The organism is Paenibacillus ihumii, from assembly GCF_001403875.1.
GTDB classification, from domain to species: Bacteria; Bacillota; Bacilli; order Paenibacillales; family Paenibacillaceae; genus Fontibacillus; species Fontibacillus ihumii.
In genome coordinates, this window is the sequence record NZ_LN884299.1 from 2,585,571 (window position 1) to 2,600,669 (window position 15,099).

The 15,099-nt window shown below is 51.6% G+C and carries 12 protein-coding genes; all 12 read right to left on the minus strand.

What is annotated here, in order from left to right; translation table 11 throughout:
* Nucleotides 1-95 precede the first annotated feature (95 nt).
* The 12 genes from BN2762_RS18720 to pnp all read right to left on the minus strand — a co-directional run bounded on the left by BN2762_RS18720 (nucleotide 96) and on the right by pnp (nucleotide 15,094).
* Complete coding sequence (locus tag BN2762_RS18720) at nucleotides 96-2,792, minus strand: FtsK/SpoIIIE family DNA translocase (protein WP_055108403.1); 2,697 nt, start codon at nucleotides 2,790-2,792, stop codon at nucleotides 96-98.
* 61 nt (nucleotides 2,793-2,853) lie between these two features.
* Nucleotides 2,854-3,081, minus strand: a complete 228-nt coding sequence (locus tag BN2762_RS18725; protein WP_055108404.1) for a YlzJ-like family protein — start codon at nucleotides 3,079-3,081, stop codon at nucleotides 2,854-2,856.
* The gene (locus tag BN2762_RS18730; protein ID WP_055108405.1) at nucleotides 3,078-3,848 is read right to left on the minus strand and encodes a ClpP family protease; all 771 of its coding nucleotides are present in this window, start codon (nucleotides 3,846-3,848) and stop codon (nucleotides 3,078-3,080) included. Before BN2762_RS18730 ends, BN2762_RS18725 begins: the two co-directional genes overlap by 4 nt.
* A 212-nt stretch (nucleotides 3,849-4,060) precedes the next feature.
* Nucleotides 4,061-5,740 carry a ribonuclease J gene (locus BN2762_RS18735; RefSeq protein ID WP_055108406.1) on the minus strand — a complete coding sequence of 560 codons (1,680 nt, stop codon included), beginning with the start codon at nucleotides 5,738-5,740 and terminating at the stop codon, nucleotides 4,061-4,063.
* Between the two features lie 223 nt (nucleotides 5,741-5,963).
* The gene (gene dapA, locus BN2762_RS18740; RefSeq protein ID WP_055108407.1) at nucleotides 5,964-6,839 is read right to left on the minus strand and encodes a 4-hydroxy-tetrahydrodipicolinate synthase; all 876 of its coding nucleotides are present in this window, start codon (nucleotides 6,837-6,839) and stop codon (nucleotides 5,964-5,966) included.
* Nucleotides 6,840-6,861: 22 nt separating this feature from the next.
* Nucleotides 6,862-8,085 carry an aspartate kinase gene (dapG, locus tag BN2762_RS18745; protein WP_055108408.1) on the minus strand — a complete coding sequence of 408 codons (1,224 nt, stop codon included), beginning with the start codon at nucleotides 8,083-8,085 and terminating at the stop codon, nucleotides 6,862-6,864.
* A gap of 169 nt (nucleotides 8,086-8,254) precedes the next feature.
* Nucleotides 8,255-8,845, minus strand: a complete 591-nt coding sequence (locus BN2762_RS18750; protein WP_055108409.1) for a dipicolinate synthase subunit B — start codon at nucleotides 8,843-8,845, stop codon at nucleotides 8,255-8,257.
* On the minus strand, nucleotides 8,842-9,741 hold the full coding sequence (dpsA, locus tag BN2762_RS18755; protein WP_055108410.1) for a dipicolinate synthase subunit DpsA: 900 nt from the start codon (nucleotides 9,739-9,741) through the stop codon (nucleotides 8,842-8,844). Before dpsA ends, BN2762_RS18750 begins: the two co-directional genes overlap by 4 nt.
* A gap of 186 nt (nucleotides 9,742-9,927) precedes the next feature.
* The gene (gene dut, locus BN2762_RS18760; RefSeq protein WP_230202542.1) at nucleotides 9,928-10,377 is read right to left on the minus strand and encodes a dUTP diphosphatase; all 450 of its coding nucleotides are present in this window, start codon (nucleotides 10,375-10,377) and stop codon (nucleotides 9,928-9,930) included.
* The gene (locus BN2762_RS18765) at nucleotides 10,367-11,620 is read right to left on the minus strand and encodes a M16 family metallopeptidase (protein ID WP_055108412.1); all 1,254 of its coding nucleotides are present in this window, start codon (nucleotides 11,618-11,620) and stop codon (nucleotides 10,367-10,369) included. Before BN2762_RS18765 ends, dut begins: the two co-directional genes overlap by 11 nt.
* 200 nt (nucleotides 11,621-11,820) lie before the next feature.
* Nucleotides 11,821-12,804, minus strand: coding sequence for a polysaccharide deacetylase family protein (locus BN2762_RS18770; protein ID WP_055108413.1), 984 nt, complete (start codon nucleotides 12,802-12,804; stop codon nucleotides 11,821-11,823).
* 184 nt (nucleotides 12,805-12,988) lie between these two features.
* Nucleotides 12,989-15,094: a polyribonucleotide nucleotidyltransferase gene (gene pnp / locus BN2762_RS18775; protein WP_055108414.1), complete on the minus strand. Its 2,106-nt coding sequence runs from the start codon at nucleotides 15,092-15,094 to the stop codon at nucleotides 12,989-12,991.
* Nucleotides 15,095-15,099: the final 5 nt, after the last annotated feature.

Consider the following 15,099-nt stretch of genomic DNA (forward strand, 5'->3'; position numbering starts at 1 on the left):
ACCCTAAAAAGAAACCTTTGCCTGAGAACAGCAAAATAAAACGGCAGACCCTTGTCCATCAAGGATCTGCCGCTTATGATTTACTGCTTGAGCTGTTATGAAGATATTTTCCCGATCTTGAACTGCTCCAGGGAGATTAGTACTTCCCTAGGCTTGCTTCCTTCATAAGGTCCCACGATGCCTCGGGCCTCCATGGAATCAATCAGTCTGGCTGCACGGGTGTACCCGATGCGCATCCGTCTTTGCAGCAGCGACACCGAAGCCTGCTTCGCTTCAAGGATGATCTGCACAGCCTGATCGAACAGCTCGTCCACGATCTCCTCTGTCCCTTGAACCTCTTCCTCCACCTCAGGAACAAGGCTGTCGTCATATTCGGCCTGGCCTTGTCCGCGAACATAGCCCACGATCGCTTCGACCTCCTGATCGCTCATGAAGGCGCCCTGCACACGGATCGGCTTCGAAGCTCCCATCGGCATAAAGAGCATATCGCCCCGTCCAAGCAGCTTCTCCGCGCCAGCCATGTCGAGAATGGTTCGGGAGTCTACCTGGGACGATACGCCGAATGCGATGCGTGATGGTATATTCGCTTTGATAACGCCGGTTATGACGTCGACCGATGGACGCTGGGTGGCGATAATGAGATGAATCCCTGCGGCCCGAGCCATCTGCGCCAGACGGGCGATTGCATCCTCGACGTCATTGGCTGCGACCATCATCAAATCGGCAAGCTCATCGACGATGACGACAATGTAGGGAAGAATAGCTTCCGGATTATCCTTCATCATCAGATTATAGCCTTCCACATTGCGGGCGCCGGATTTGGAGAACAGCTCGTAACGCTTCTCCATCTCGACGACGATCTTCTTCAGCGCCAGCGAAGCCCGCTTCGGATCGGTGACGACAGGTGCAAGCAGATGTGGAATACCATTATAGACGTTAAGCTCGACCATTTTCGGATCGACCATCATGAATTTTACTTCATCCGGCTTTGCTTTGTACAGAATACTGGTTATGATTCCGTTGATGCACACCGATTTCCCTGATCCTGTAGCCCCGGCCACAAGCAGATGCGGCATCTTGGCTAGGTTTCCGACAATCGTCTGCCCGGAAATATCCCGGCCGAAGGCAATGGAAAGCTTCGATTCGGCATCCTGGAAGACCGGAGTTTCCATGACTTCCCGCATCGTTACCAAAGAGACCTCATTGTTCGGCACCTCGATGCCAATCGCCGATTTGCCTGGAATCGGCGCTTCCATACGAATGTCCTTCGCTGCAAGCGCCAGTGCGATATCATCCGTCAAATTGACGATACGGCTTACCTTCACTCCGATGTCCGGCTGAATCTCGTAGCGGGTTACGGCTGGTCCGCGAACGACCTCCAGCACGCGTGCCCTTACTCCAAAGCTCTCCAGCGTAGCCTCGAGCTTTCGCGCAGTCTGCTTGTAATCCGCCTGATCCCCGGATTTGCCGCTTCCTGCAGGCTTTGACAGCAAGCGGAACGGCGGCAATTTATACGGCTTTGGAGCAGGCTTGGGCGGCGGAGGCTCCTCTTGCGGAGCATTCTTCTCAGCGATTCCCTCGCCTGCAGATGGCGCAGCCTGATCATTATCTGCATCCCCTGCCGGCAGCTCCAGCTCGAAGCCATCCGGCTCCAGCGTCTGATGCGCTTCCTCCGGCACAGCTTCAATCGGCCACCCCGCCTGTCCGCCGGTGGGCTGCTCCTCAGCTTCGGATTCATTTTCATAGGCGCCGGAACGGCCTTCAAACTGAATATTATCGAAGAAATCGCGAATAATGGGACCGACATCCTTCTGCTCATCGGTTTGCACCAGCGGTTCCCCGGTATAAGGGTCGAACCGGGCCGCCTCAGGAGTACTGCCTGCATATTCAAGCTGATTCCAGTTTACTTCGGAAGTATGTAAACTCTCCTGGTCCGCAAATTCTCCATGCAATTCCTCCCGGGATTCTTCAGCTATGTCATCCTGCTTCGGACGAGGCTTGAAGTTAAACAACTGAAAGAATACCGGCTTGCGCTGCGGCCCGCGGGGTACAGGCAGCTCCTCCTCTTCCTCCGCCTCCTCTTCCTCATAGCGATTGGCCTGCACGGATTCAGCAGGCGTACGCTTCGGCCTGCTGTTGACGGGAACAGGGCGCAGCAATTTCAGCTTCCGGCTGAAGCTTGTACCTGCCCCTCTTAAGTTTTTGCGGATCAACCGGAACAAATCAACATAAGACAGCCCAGTTATTAACATGAAGCTGATCGCCATCATGACGATCATGATCAGCTTGGCACCGGCAATGCCGAATAATGAATAGAGAAGGGCAAACTCCAGCCCGCCTATATATCCTCCGCTTATGTCCAAACCAAGGAGGCTGAATCCGGTATCCTCTAGGGCCGGACCGAATAAAGCGGTCTGAAGATCGTGATGGATCTGCGACATTATATTGCCCGCAGACAAAGACACCGATGGAGCTAGCTTCTTCTCCATGGCAAAGATCGTGCTCATCAGAACGAGCGATAGTACGGCGAGCAGCGCTCCGCTGCGTCGGGTATTCCAGCGGGACGGCCATTTTCGGCTAATCATCACGCTAAGCCCGATGAAAATCCCGATCAATGGAATGACAAAATAGAACTTGCCGAGGACAAGAGCGGACATCTTCGATAACGTTCTGCCTACCGCCGCTTCCCCAGACAAGGCAATGATCGATAAAGTAATCAGGATGATCCCATATATCTCGTATTTGAGCATAGTGCCCAGTGCTGCCTTTTTTTTCTTCTTCTTTCGCGCCAAACGAAGATCACCCCCTAGATGAATATTATACCATAATCACTGGGGGCAACCTATAGGACTCTTACGGTTTGTTTAAAATCGGTACGAACGTAATTTGCTGTCCAGGCGCAAATGCCGGGTTCAGATAATCATCCAAAGAACAGCGGAGAAGCCGGATAATCGTTGCCCGGTTGTCCGGCTCCATTCTGACCTGCATCAAAATGCCGCCAAGCTCAATTTCCGTATAGTTGTCTGACGTTTCCTTCTGATCCCAGTAGGCCTCCTCCGGTAAAATCGTGTAATGAGTCATTGCGTAATACCTCCTCCCGATGAGGCAGTCCGCCGCGATTCGATCAGCTCATTCAGCTTTGTGAGCCCCTGCCCGATTCCTCCGATTCCGTCGATCAATCCGTATTTAACCGCGTCTGCCCCGCCTACCGCTGTACCAATGTCCCGGTTCAGCTCCCCTGTCTTGAACATCAGCTCCTTGAAGGTGTTCTCCGAAATTTTAGAATGGGTCGTTACGAACCGCACGACTCTTTCCTGCATCTTCTCAATATACTCGAAGGTTTGCGGGACGCCGATGACGAGGCCTGTCATGCGGATCGGATGAATGGTCATCGTCGCGCTTTCGGCGATCAACGAATAATCGGAAGCGACCGCGATCGGCACCCCGATGCTGTGCCCGCCGCCGATCACAACCGTGACTGTTGGCTTGGTAAGGGAAGAGATCATTTCGGCAATAGCTAGCCCCGCCTCGACATCCCCGCCTACCGTATTCAGAATGATAAGCATTCCTTCGATACGCGGGTTTTGCTCCGCCGCCACAAGCTGCGGAATCAAATGCTCATACTTGGTCGTTTTGTTCTGCGGAGGCAGAACGAGATGCCCCTCAATTTGACCGATGATCGTCATGCAGTAGACATTAGATTCCCCGGGAGCAGGCACAGCAGTTTGTCCAAGCTGTTGAATCGTTTCGGTTACAGCTGCCGCCGTTTTTTCCCCTCCGGGAATTTGAGGCGCAGGCTCTGCTCCATCCGTAGCCGTATACTTGGGGTTCTGGTATTGCTCCTTCATCCTCGACACTTCCTTTCGGCTGCTGGCCAGTAATTGTCCATTATGTGGTTAGTATGCCTTGGCCGGCAGCCTTCATGCAGAAGAGAAAGACAAAATAAAGAAAGCCCCTTCTCCTACAAGAAACCGTCCAATATTACCGGCAGGAGAAGGGGCGACTGTGTGCCCAACCTAAAGGTCAGATATAAAATTATCCTACATTTAGCTGTAATTCATCATACTTCCATGATGATCGGCAGAATCATCGGTCTGCGGCGCGTCTGCTCATAGAGAAAACGTCCGAGCGATTCCTTGACATTGGTCTTCAGCGAAGCCCACTCGTTTACGTTCTCACTCATCAATTTCTCCAGCGTGCTGGATACGATCCGGTTGGCCTCCTCAAGCAGGCCTTCCGATTCCCTTACGTATACGAAGCCTCTGGAAATGATGTCTGGACCGGATACAATCGTTCCATCCTGCTTGCTTAGCGTAACGACGACGACCAGAATGCCGTCCTGGGAGAGCAGCTTGCGGTCCCGAAGAACGATATTGCCAACATCGCCAACGCCGAGGCCATCGATCAGTACGTTGCCTGCAGGCACTTTGCCGGCTTTGCGGGCTACACCGTTCTGGATCTCCACCATTTCACCGATATCGATCAGGAAAATATTGTCTGGATCAACACCAACGGATTCGCCCAGCAGCGCATGCTTCCGCAGCATGCGGTATTCCCCGTGAACAGGGATGAAATATTTAGGACGCATTAAATTGAGCATCAATTTCAATTCTTCCTGGCTGCCGTGTCCGGATACGTGTACACCGGAGTTGGAGCCGCTATAAATGACCTCGGCACCAAGACGGAACAGCTCATCGATTGTGCGACCGACATACTTCTCGTTGCCTGGTACAGGAGTCGCAGCGATAATCACCGTATCCCCAGGCAGAATATCCACCTTGCGGTGAGTAGAACGAGCCATGCGTGTTAACGCTGACATCGGCTCGCCCTGACTGCCTGTACACAAAATAACTACGCGATCCGCAGCCATCTTGTTCACTTCCTCCGGCTCGATCAGAATGCCGTCCGGAACGTTAAGATATCCGAGCTCTGAAGCGATCGTCACGACGTTAACCATACTCCGTCCGATAATCGTCAGCTTGCGTCCCGTTGAATAGGCCGCATCGATGACTTGCTGAATCCGGTGCACGTTGGAAGCAAACGTAGCGACAACGACCCTCTGCTGAGCTTTACGGAATATATCATCCAGAACGATGCCGACATTTTTCTCCGAAGGCGTAAAGCCCGGCTTCTCCGCATTCGTGCTATCCGATAAAAGCGCAAGTACTCCCTTCTTGCCGATTTCTCCCATACGGTGCAAATCAGCAAATTGATCATTGACTGGAGTATGATCAAATTTGAAGTCACCCGTGTGAACTACATTGCCTTCCGGCGTCTCGATGCACACCCCAACCGAATCGGGAATACTGTGATTGGTCTTGAAGAACGTTGCCTTAAGCGTCGAGCCTAACTGCACTTCCGAATCCGCATGAATGAGCACACGCTTCGTATCCCCTAACAGACCTGCTTCCTTCAGCTTGTTCTCGACCAGACCCAGCGTCAATTTCGTCCCGTATACGGGCACGTTTAAATTCTTGAGCACATAAGGCAACCCGCCGATATGGTCTTCATGGCCGTGCGTAAGCACGATGCCTCTTACTTTGTCACGGTTCTCCGTCAAGTAAGTGATATCGGGAATGACGATGTCAATGCCAAGCATGTCCTCTTCTGGAAATTTAAGGCCAGCATCAATAACAACGATATCATTGGCATACTGAACGACGTACATGTTCTTTCCGATTTCCGCGACGCCGCCCAATGCAAAGATCGTCAATTTATCATTATTCATTTTTTTGGACAAGTGAATCTAACCCTCCTAATAATTTGGACGTTGTATATTCAATAACATTAAATTTTTAAATCACCGCACCCAGTCACTTGAAATCATTATACATGATTAAAATGGCAAAAAACAAGTCAGACGCTTTACACCTAGTTAACGTTACCTTGCGCAATAACGAAAGAACCGATGCCTCAAAGCAGGCATCGGTTCTTGGTAGAAGAGCACATTTTTAACTTTTGGCTTAGGACAGCAGATTTCGGATAAACGCCGCCTCTTCTTCGGTAGGCGGTACAAGCGGCAAGCGTACGGAACCTACAGCAAAACCAGATTGGTTCAACGCATATTTTACGGCAACAGGATTCGGTACCGGGTGCGGACATTCGAATAGTCCTTTAAACACCGGAAGCAACCGCTGATGCGATTTCGCAGCCTCAGCCACTTGACCGTTCAGGAATGCCTCGATCATATCCTTCATCTGATTGCCGATAATATGGCTGGCTACGCTGACGATTCCATATGCACCGACTGACATAGCTGGCAGTGTAGCGGAATCATCGCCTGAATACACCTTGAAGCCCTCAGGAGCTCCGGACACAATTTGAGTCACCTGCTCAAGCGAGGCGCACTCCTTCGTCGCCACCACATTTGGCAACTCGGCCAAGCGCAGCGTCGTCTCTGCCGAAAGGCCGATCACCGTACGGCTTGGCACATTGTACAGCATCACCGGGAGCTTGGTCGAGCGGGCAATCGCTTGGAAATGGCGATAGAGGCCTTCCTGATTCGGTTTATTATAATAAGGTGCTACGAGCAAGACGCCATCGACGCCGCACGCCTCAGCCTTAGCCGTCAATTGAATGGACTCTGCTGTATTGTTGCTGCCGGTGCCGGCAATAATTTTGCAGCGCCCGTTCGACTGCTTCAAAGCAAACTCGAATAACGCAACCTTCTCCTCCTCGCTTAACGTCGGAGACTCTCCCGTCGTACCGCAGATAACGAGGGAATCCGATTGCTGCTCCTCGATCAAATAGTCTATTAACCGGGCCGTTTGATCCCAATCGATGAGCCCTTGGCTATCGAATGGAGTTACCATTGCCGTAATCAATCTTCCGAAATCCACTTTATGTCCTCCTCCAGAATAGTCAAGATTGGGCAAGCTCGAATTTGGAGTGAAGCGCTCTGAGCGCTTGCACCATGTCCTCTTTATGAACGAGCACCCATATCGTTGTGTTTGAGTCCGCAGACTGCAATATTTGTATCCCTTGCTCCGTCAATGCCTCGACAATTTTGGCCATAATTCCCGGAACTCCATTTATCCCGCCGCCAATCACGGATACCTTCGCACAACCGCTTAATATGCGAGGGGACAAGCCCATGGATTCCAATATCGCCGATGCTTTGCCGGCATCGCTGTCAAATACTGTATAAACGACACCGGTTGGGGTAACATTAATAAAATCAACGCTGATGGCGTTCTCCGCCATGGCTTTAAACACCTGCAGCTGAAGCTTCGCTTCGGATTGCCCGGACGGCTGCACCGTAATCTGGGTAACATTACCTACATAGGCAATTCCAGTCACGTATCTGTCGACAACTCCGGTCTGCACGTCCCTGAAGCCTTCCGGATTGGCAACCAGCGTCCCTTCGCTTTGCGAAAACGTAGAGCGGACCCGAATCGGAATGCCGGATTGCATCGCAATTTCCACCGCACGGGGATGTATGACCTTAGCCCCTTGATGGGCCATATTGCAAATCTCCGCATAGCTGACATGCGGAAGTGCTCTGGCATCCTCGACAATTCGCGGATCCGCCGTCAATATGCCGTTCACATCCGTATATATATCGACCATTTCGGCATGCAAGGCCGCACCCAGCGCCGTTGCCGAAGTGTCGCTGCCGCCCCGTCCCAGTGTCGTAAATTCACCGTCCAGATTCTGTCCCTGAAATCCGGTTACAATGACGACATTCCCTATCTCCAGCTCTGCTAGCACGCGAGTAGGGATGACATCCAATATCCGAGCATTGCCGAATTGGCTGTCCGTTCTAAATCCTGCCTGTGCACCGGTCAGGACGGTAGACGCAATTCCTTCCCGCTGAAGCAGGCTGCTAAGCGTGGTTGCGGATATAATTTCACCGCAGCACAGCAATAAATCCTGCTCACGCGAGGAAAGAGATCCCCCCGTCTGCCCGATTAGATCCAGCAGCGTATCTGTTGCATAGGGATCTCCCTTACGGCCCATAGCCGATACTACAACGACAAGCCGATAGCCATTGTCCAGCTCCCGGCGAATATGGGAAAGGACATGCTCCCTCGCTTCGGATGTAGAGAGGGAAGTGCCGCCGAACTTCTGCACCATAATGTGCATGTGTAATTCCTCCAATATGATGGCGGAGTAAAGCAGTACTTCATTCCGTCTTAACTTATGATTGCCTAAACTACTATTCATGCATTAACGACTTTCCGGCCGGGATTTCAGCGATTAACAGCGTTACAGGCTGCTGTCATAACCGATGAACACGTCTCCATAAAGTTTCTTACCTGAATCGCTCGATAATAAGAGGCTGATATTGCTTGCCCTCGAGCGCGGCATAAGCGACTTCCGGTATAAGTTCCATTCTGGCCACAAGCGAGTTGGGCTTGCCAGTCGGATTATCCTGCCCGAAAGGAACGAAATAAATATTCTTAGCGACGATTAGTTTAGCGATATTCGCCAGGTTGAAGCCTAGTCCATCATTAGTAGAGACGGCCAGGACTAGCGGTTTTCCATTACGGAGCTGGGCCTTTGCGGCCATCAGCACCGGACTGTCTGTGATCGCGTTCGCAAGCTTGCTTGTCGTCGTGCCGGTGCAGGGCGCGATGACCAATATGTCAAGCAGCTTGGTCGGTCCAAGCGGCTCCGCTTCGACAATTGTAGAAATGATATCATTCCCCGTTATATCTTTCAACTGTTTGCGCCAATCCTCCGACTTCCCGAATCGGGTGTCCGTCGTTAGTACCGTATGGGATATGATCGGAATCACTTTAGCGCCGCCATCAACGAACCGCTGTATTTGCGGCATCACTTCATCAAAAGTGCAATGCGAACCCGTTATCGCATAACCTACCGTTTTCCCCTGCCAATTCACATTTCATCCCCCCGTAAATGGAACTCTTCCGATATCGACTGACAGATCGTGTTCGCCATGATGGTTCCAGCCGTCTTGGGAGCTACGATTCCAGGTAAACCGGGGGCAAGAAGCGCCTTGATTCCCCGCTTCTCCGCGAAGCGGAAATCCGTCCCGCCCGGAGCCGAAGCCAGGTCGATGATGACCACGTTACGGGGCAATTTCGAGATGATTTGTGCTGTGATTATCATAGTCGGAATCGTGTTAAAAATCAAGTCGATTTCCCCGGTATAAGCGGTCAAATCCGTTGCTGCAAAAGGCTTCCATCCCATTTGCACGGCTCTGGCAGCCTGATCCACCCGGCGGATTCCCGCCCGGACCGTAGCGCCCAATCCCTGCAGCGTCTGGGCCAGCGTAAACCCCGTTCTTCCCAAACCGAGCACGAGGCAGGTTGAACCATGAATCGTAATGTCTGTATGCTGAATAGCCATCATAATGGCACCTTCGGCCGTCGGAATCGAGTTGTAAATAGCGACATCATCGCGTTCAAGCAGCTCGATCAATTTGAAGCTGAATTCAGCGGACATGCGTTTGAGCAAGCTTTTGGCCATCCCCGTGTAGACCGCCGTTCCTTCCCGGATCGCCGCGAACATTTCCTTGCTCATGACGATGCCTTCCTTGGCGAACGGAGCGCTGACCGCGCCCTGATCATCACATCCAACCACCGGAAAAACAATGACATCAGCATTCATTAACAAACCGGGAGACAGCTTCTCATGAGAAACTCCGGATAGAGGAGGCTCCAGTTGATCGAAGCCGACTACCTTTACCGTTGCATCAAGCTCCGTACATTTATTGATGATTTCGATCTGTCGAGCGTCCCCGCCAATAAACACTATAGTTAGTCCGGTAAGCATCGTGGACGTCCTCCTTCCAGGCTAGCACAGTATAGACCATCTTATGCCGCCGCCTACCAAGTGGTGAAAAATTCGTTTCTGAGATGCCGCCAGACAGCAAAAAAAGCCCGCCAGGCCTGCACTGTTAGGTGCAGACTGGCAAGCTTAAATGGGTTAGTATCATTAGCCGCTAAACTGGTGGACAATTCAATTTCTGCCGGTATGGCCGAATCCGCCCGTACCGCGCACGGTATCCGACAGCTCGTCCACTTGAACCAGGTTCACTTCAGGAACGATCTGGAATACCATCTGGGCGATACGTTCTCCGCGACGGAAGGTGAAAGGCTCGTCCCCGTGGTTGATCAGAAGCACCTTGACCTCTCCCCGATAGTCGGCATCGACCGTTCCCGGCGTATTCAGGCAGGTTATGCCATGCTTGAACGCCAGTCCGCTGCGCGGGCGAATCTGGGCCTCCAGACCCGCCGGCATAGCCAGGGCAAAGCCAGTAGGGATCAAGGTCCGCTGTCCCGGCTGAAGCACAACTTCATCCGTAATTGCTGCATAAAGATCGAATCCGGATGCCTGCTCCGACATCTTCCGGGGAAGCTCCAGATCTTCATTTCCCGCTAGACGTTTAATTTGGACTTCATATGACAAGTTCATCTCTCCTTATTCCTGACAAGACTCGGTCGGAAGAACCGACCATCGCTAGAGCATAAGGCTGCTTGAACATACCTTGCAGCACTTCATTGATATCCTCCATCGTCACCGCTTCGATTCGTGAAATAATTTCATCCAGCGTAAAATGGCGCCCGAGCATCAGCTCGTTTTTGCCCAGGCGATTCATTCGGCTGCTCGTGCTCTCCAAGCTAAGAATCAAGCTGCCCTTCAGCTGCTCCTTGCCTTTGCTTAATTCGCTCTCCGTAAGCCCGTTAAGGGATACATCATGCAGTATTTCCTTGGTCAGCTCCAGGACGTCCTTGGTTTGCTTTGGGGCCGTTCCCGCATACACGGTGAATAAGCCGCTATCCGCATGAGAACTATGGTACGAATATACAGAATAGGCCAGCCCTCGCTTCTCGCGAATTTCCTGGAATAGCCGCGAGCTCATCCCGCCCCCTAAGGCATTGTTCAACAGAACCATGGCATACTGATTTTTATCGCCAATTTGCAGCCCGGGAAAAGAAAGGCAGATATGATTCTGCTCCGTCTTCTTGCGGTGGAACCTCAGGCCTCCTAGAAACTCGGGCGCCTCCAAAGCGCCTTCAGCTCCACTTAAGCTGAAATCTCCAAAGTGCTTCTCCAGCAGTTCAATGATGTTGTCATCGTAGTTACCGGCAATACTGATGACGGTATTGTCGATCGTGTACTTCTCGCGCATGTAAGCTTTAAGTTGAGAAGAATCCATGGCCTGCAGCTGCTGCTCCGTGCCAAGGATAGGCAGCGCCAGCGGGTGGCTCCCGTAGGCTGCCTCAGAGATCAGGTCATGAACCATATCATCCGGCGTATCCTCATACATCGCGATCTCTTCCAAAATAACATTCTTCTCTTTGCGCAGCTCTTCCTCATCGAATAACGATCTAAAGAACATATCGGACAAGACATCCACCGCGATCGGCAAATGCTCATCCAATACTTTGGCGTAATAGCAAGTGTATTCCTTTGACGTAAAGGCGTTTACGTTACCGCCAATAGCGTCGAACTGTTCGGCAATTTCTTTGGCATCATACCGCTTAGTTCCTTTGAACAGCATATGTTCAATGAAATGGGAAATGCCGCCTGAATCAGGATTCTCGTTCCGTGATCCGGTTTTGACCCAAATACCGAACGACACCGACCGGAAGGTCGGGATTTTCTCCATAACCACCCGCAGGCCGTTTTTAAGTTGCGTTTTGTGCACGAAAGGCCCTCCTAAAAGTTTTACGAAGCTTTGCTTCTGTATATTCCGAACGCAGTAAAACTTGCTTCGAAAGCATCCGCTTCGTTTTACGAAGCTTTGCTTCATGTATTTCTACGCAGTAACCCTGCTTCGAAAGCAAGCGCTCCAATACTGCAAGCTCCGTGAAATCATCATTATCCTATCAAAAAAAGCAAGATTGCTCAACTCCCCGGCTGCAGGACCCGATCGCTCGACAGTGTCTCCTCCACGGTACCGAGCACCAGTCCTTTTGCGCGGATGACAGCGATCATCTCCTTCAACGCGCGGCTGGATGAATCCGTTGGATGCATCAAAATGAGCGTGCCTGGCGCCACCTTATCCGCTATTTTCTGCACGATGCTCGATGGAAGCGGCTTTTTCCAATCCACGGTGTCCAGTGTCCAAAGCACCGTCTTTAACCCATAATCAGCAGCCTGCTTGACCGTACGGTCATTGAAATCGCCGGAGGGCGGTGCAAACCAACGATTGTCCACACCCAGCTCGCTTTTGAGCAGATCCTTCGTCTTGGATATTTCCATTCTCGCCCGGTAATCGTCCAGCTGGCTCATATTCGGGTGAGAGTACGCATGGTTTTCCAGTTGATGCCCTCTTTGCTGGATTTCCTTCGCCAGCTCTACGTTTTTCTTCAGCCAGCTGCCATCTAGAAAAAAGGTCGCTTTGACCTTGGCTTCATCCAGCGTATCAAGCATGGGCACAATATACTCGTTGCCCCAGGCAACATTGATCATGAATGCCACCATCGGCTTATTCGGGTTCCCCCGGTAAATCGGCTCGGCCGCTAAATCCTCCAAATTGACCCGCGGCTTGATCTCCCGGTATTGGTAAGGTATGTCCGCTCCTTGAGGCAGCGCTTTTGCTTTCTGGTATGTCTTCTCGATATCCACTTCAATACCATTATAGCCGGGAATCGCCTTCCACACGCGATCTATCACCGCATCAATTGGCTCCTCGCGGCGCTTGGCCGCCTCCTCCCGGATGACCGTCATCAATTCATCGCCGCTGGCGTCAGCAAAGAGACGAAATGCGAAGCTGCCACTCTGTTTCATTGAACTTTCTTCTACAAATGCCCGAATTCCTCCCCACTGCCAAATTGCAAATACGACAATGAATCCAATCCCTATCGCGATGAATTTATTCCGACTCATGAACTGCCCATCCCCTTACCCCGGTTTTGTCCTCATCATATGAAGACAAGTTCCATAATATGCAATAGAACCGGCGGATCAAAAAAGCAATTCATCTATTCATCTATAAGAGAACAAATTAAAAAAGAGCCAGAATGTTCATTCTGTCTCTTTTCCCGCACATTTGATGAAATATGGGGGGTCTTTAGGATGATGATTTAGCGGCCTCTGCAGTTAATACTGCTTTGCGGGAAAGATTCACGCGACCTTGCTGGTCGATTTCCGTAACCTTGACGGTTATCGTATCACCGATTGCGACAACATCTTCCACCTTAGCAACACGCTCCGTAGAAAGCTGCGAAATATGAACCAGACCGTCCTTGCCCGGCAATATCTCCACGAAAGCGCCGAACTTCTCGATCCGTTTTACCGTACCTACATAAATCTCTCCGACAACGACTTCCTTCACGATGCCTTCAATGATTGAGCGCGCCTTATTATTCATCTCTTCATTTGCTGAAGCGATGAATACGCGGCCATCCTGCTCGATATCGATTTTTACGCCGGTCTCTTCAATGATCTTATTGATAATTTTGCCGCCGGCACCGATCACATCGCGAATTTTATCGGGATTGATGTTCATGATAAGAATTTTAGGCGCATAAGGAGATAAGCTTTCCTTTGGCTTCTGGATGCGCTCCATCATTTTAGACAGGATGTGCATCCGGCCTTCTCTGGCCTGAGACAAGGCATCCGTCAGGATCTGGCGGTCGATGCCATCGATCTTGATGTCCATTTGGATCGCAGTTACGCCATCCGGTGTACCGGCTACCTTAAAGTCCATATCGCCCAAATGGTCTTCCATGCCTTGAATATCACTCAGGATCGAGACTTGATCCCCATCCTTGATCAACCCCATCGCTACCCCGGCAACAGGCGCCTTGATCGGAACGCCAGCATCCATCATCGCTAGCGTACTAGCGCAAATACTCGCCTGCGAGGTAGAACCGTTCGACTCCAGAACCTCGGACACTAAGCGAATGGTATAAGGGAACTCCGATTCAGGCGGAATTACCTTGGACAACGCTCTTTCACCAAGAGCTCCATGCCCTACTTCACGGCGTCCTGGCGCGCGCAGCGGACGTGCTTCACCTACACTGAACGGCGGGAAATTATAGTGATGCATAAAGCGCTTGGATTCTTCCAGGTCGATCCCGTCAAGAATTTGTACATCGCCCAAAGCTCCAAGCGTACATACGCTAAGCGCCTGTGTCTGGCCGCGCGTAAACAAGCCGGATCCATGCGTACGCGGCAGCAGGCTGATGTCGCATTCAATCGGGCGGATCTCATCCAGCTTCCGGCCATCCGGACGGACTTTATCATGCGTGATCAGACGACGCACTTCTTCCTTAACGATATCATGGAGAACCTCCATAACATCTTTCAGAAGCTCGGGAGACTCTATGTACTTCTCCTCAAAGTGGGCCACCGTCTCATTATTGATCGCATCGATCGCATCCTGGCGCGCATGCTTCTCGGCAATTCTGACAGCTTCGATAAGACGAGCCGCCGCGAATTCCCGAACCTCGCGGTTGACTTCCTCATCTACCGCATGAAGCTTCACTTCCATTTTCTCTTTGCCGGCAAGTTCTACCAATTCCTCAATAACTGCCACGATATTCTTGATTTCCTCATGGCCGAACATGATGGCCTCAAGCATGACTTCTTCTGGAACTTCATTCGCTTCGGCTTCCACCATCATGATGGCATCCTTCGTGCCGGCGACCACGACATAAATATCACTTGCTTCCTGCTGGGCAACATTCGGGTTAATGACGAACTGCCCGTCCACCCGTCCCACAGCTACGCCGCCAATGGGGCCGTTAAACGGAACGTCGGAAATGCTGAGCGCTGCAGAAGTACCGATCATTGCTGCAATTTCCGGCTCGCAGTCCTGATCGACGCTCATGACGAGGTTTACAATTTGTACATCGTTACGGAAGCCTTCCGGGAACAGCGGCCGAATCGGCCGGTCGGTCAGGCGGCTTGCCAAAATCGCTTTCTCGCTTGGACGCCCTTCGCGTTTAATGAAGCCCCCCGGGATTTTACCTACGGCATACAGCTTCTCCTCATAGTTTACGGTAAGCGGAAAGAAATCGAGATCCTTCGGCTCGGATGATGCGGTCACCGTACACAATACGGCCGTATCGCCGTAGCGTACCATAACGGCTGCATTGGCCTGCTTGGCCAGACGGCCGGTTTCCAGTATAAGAGGTCTTCCTCCCAACTGCATTTTCACATGTTTCTCCATGAAAT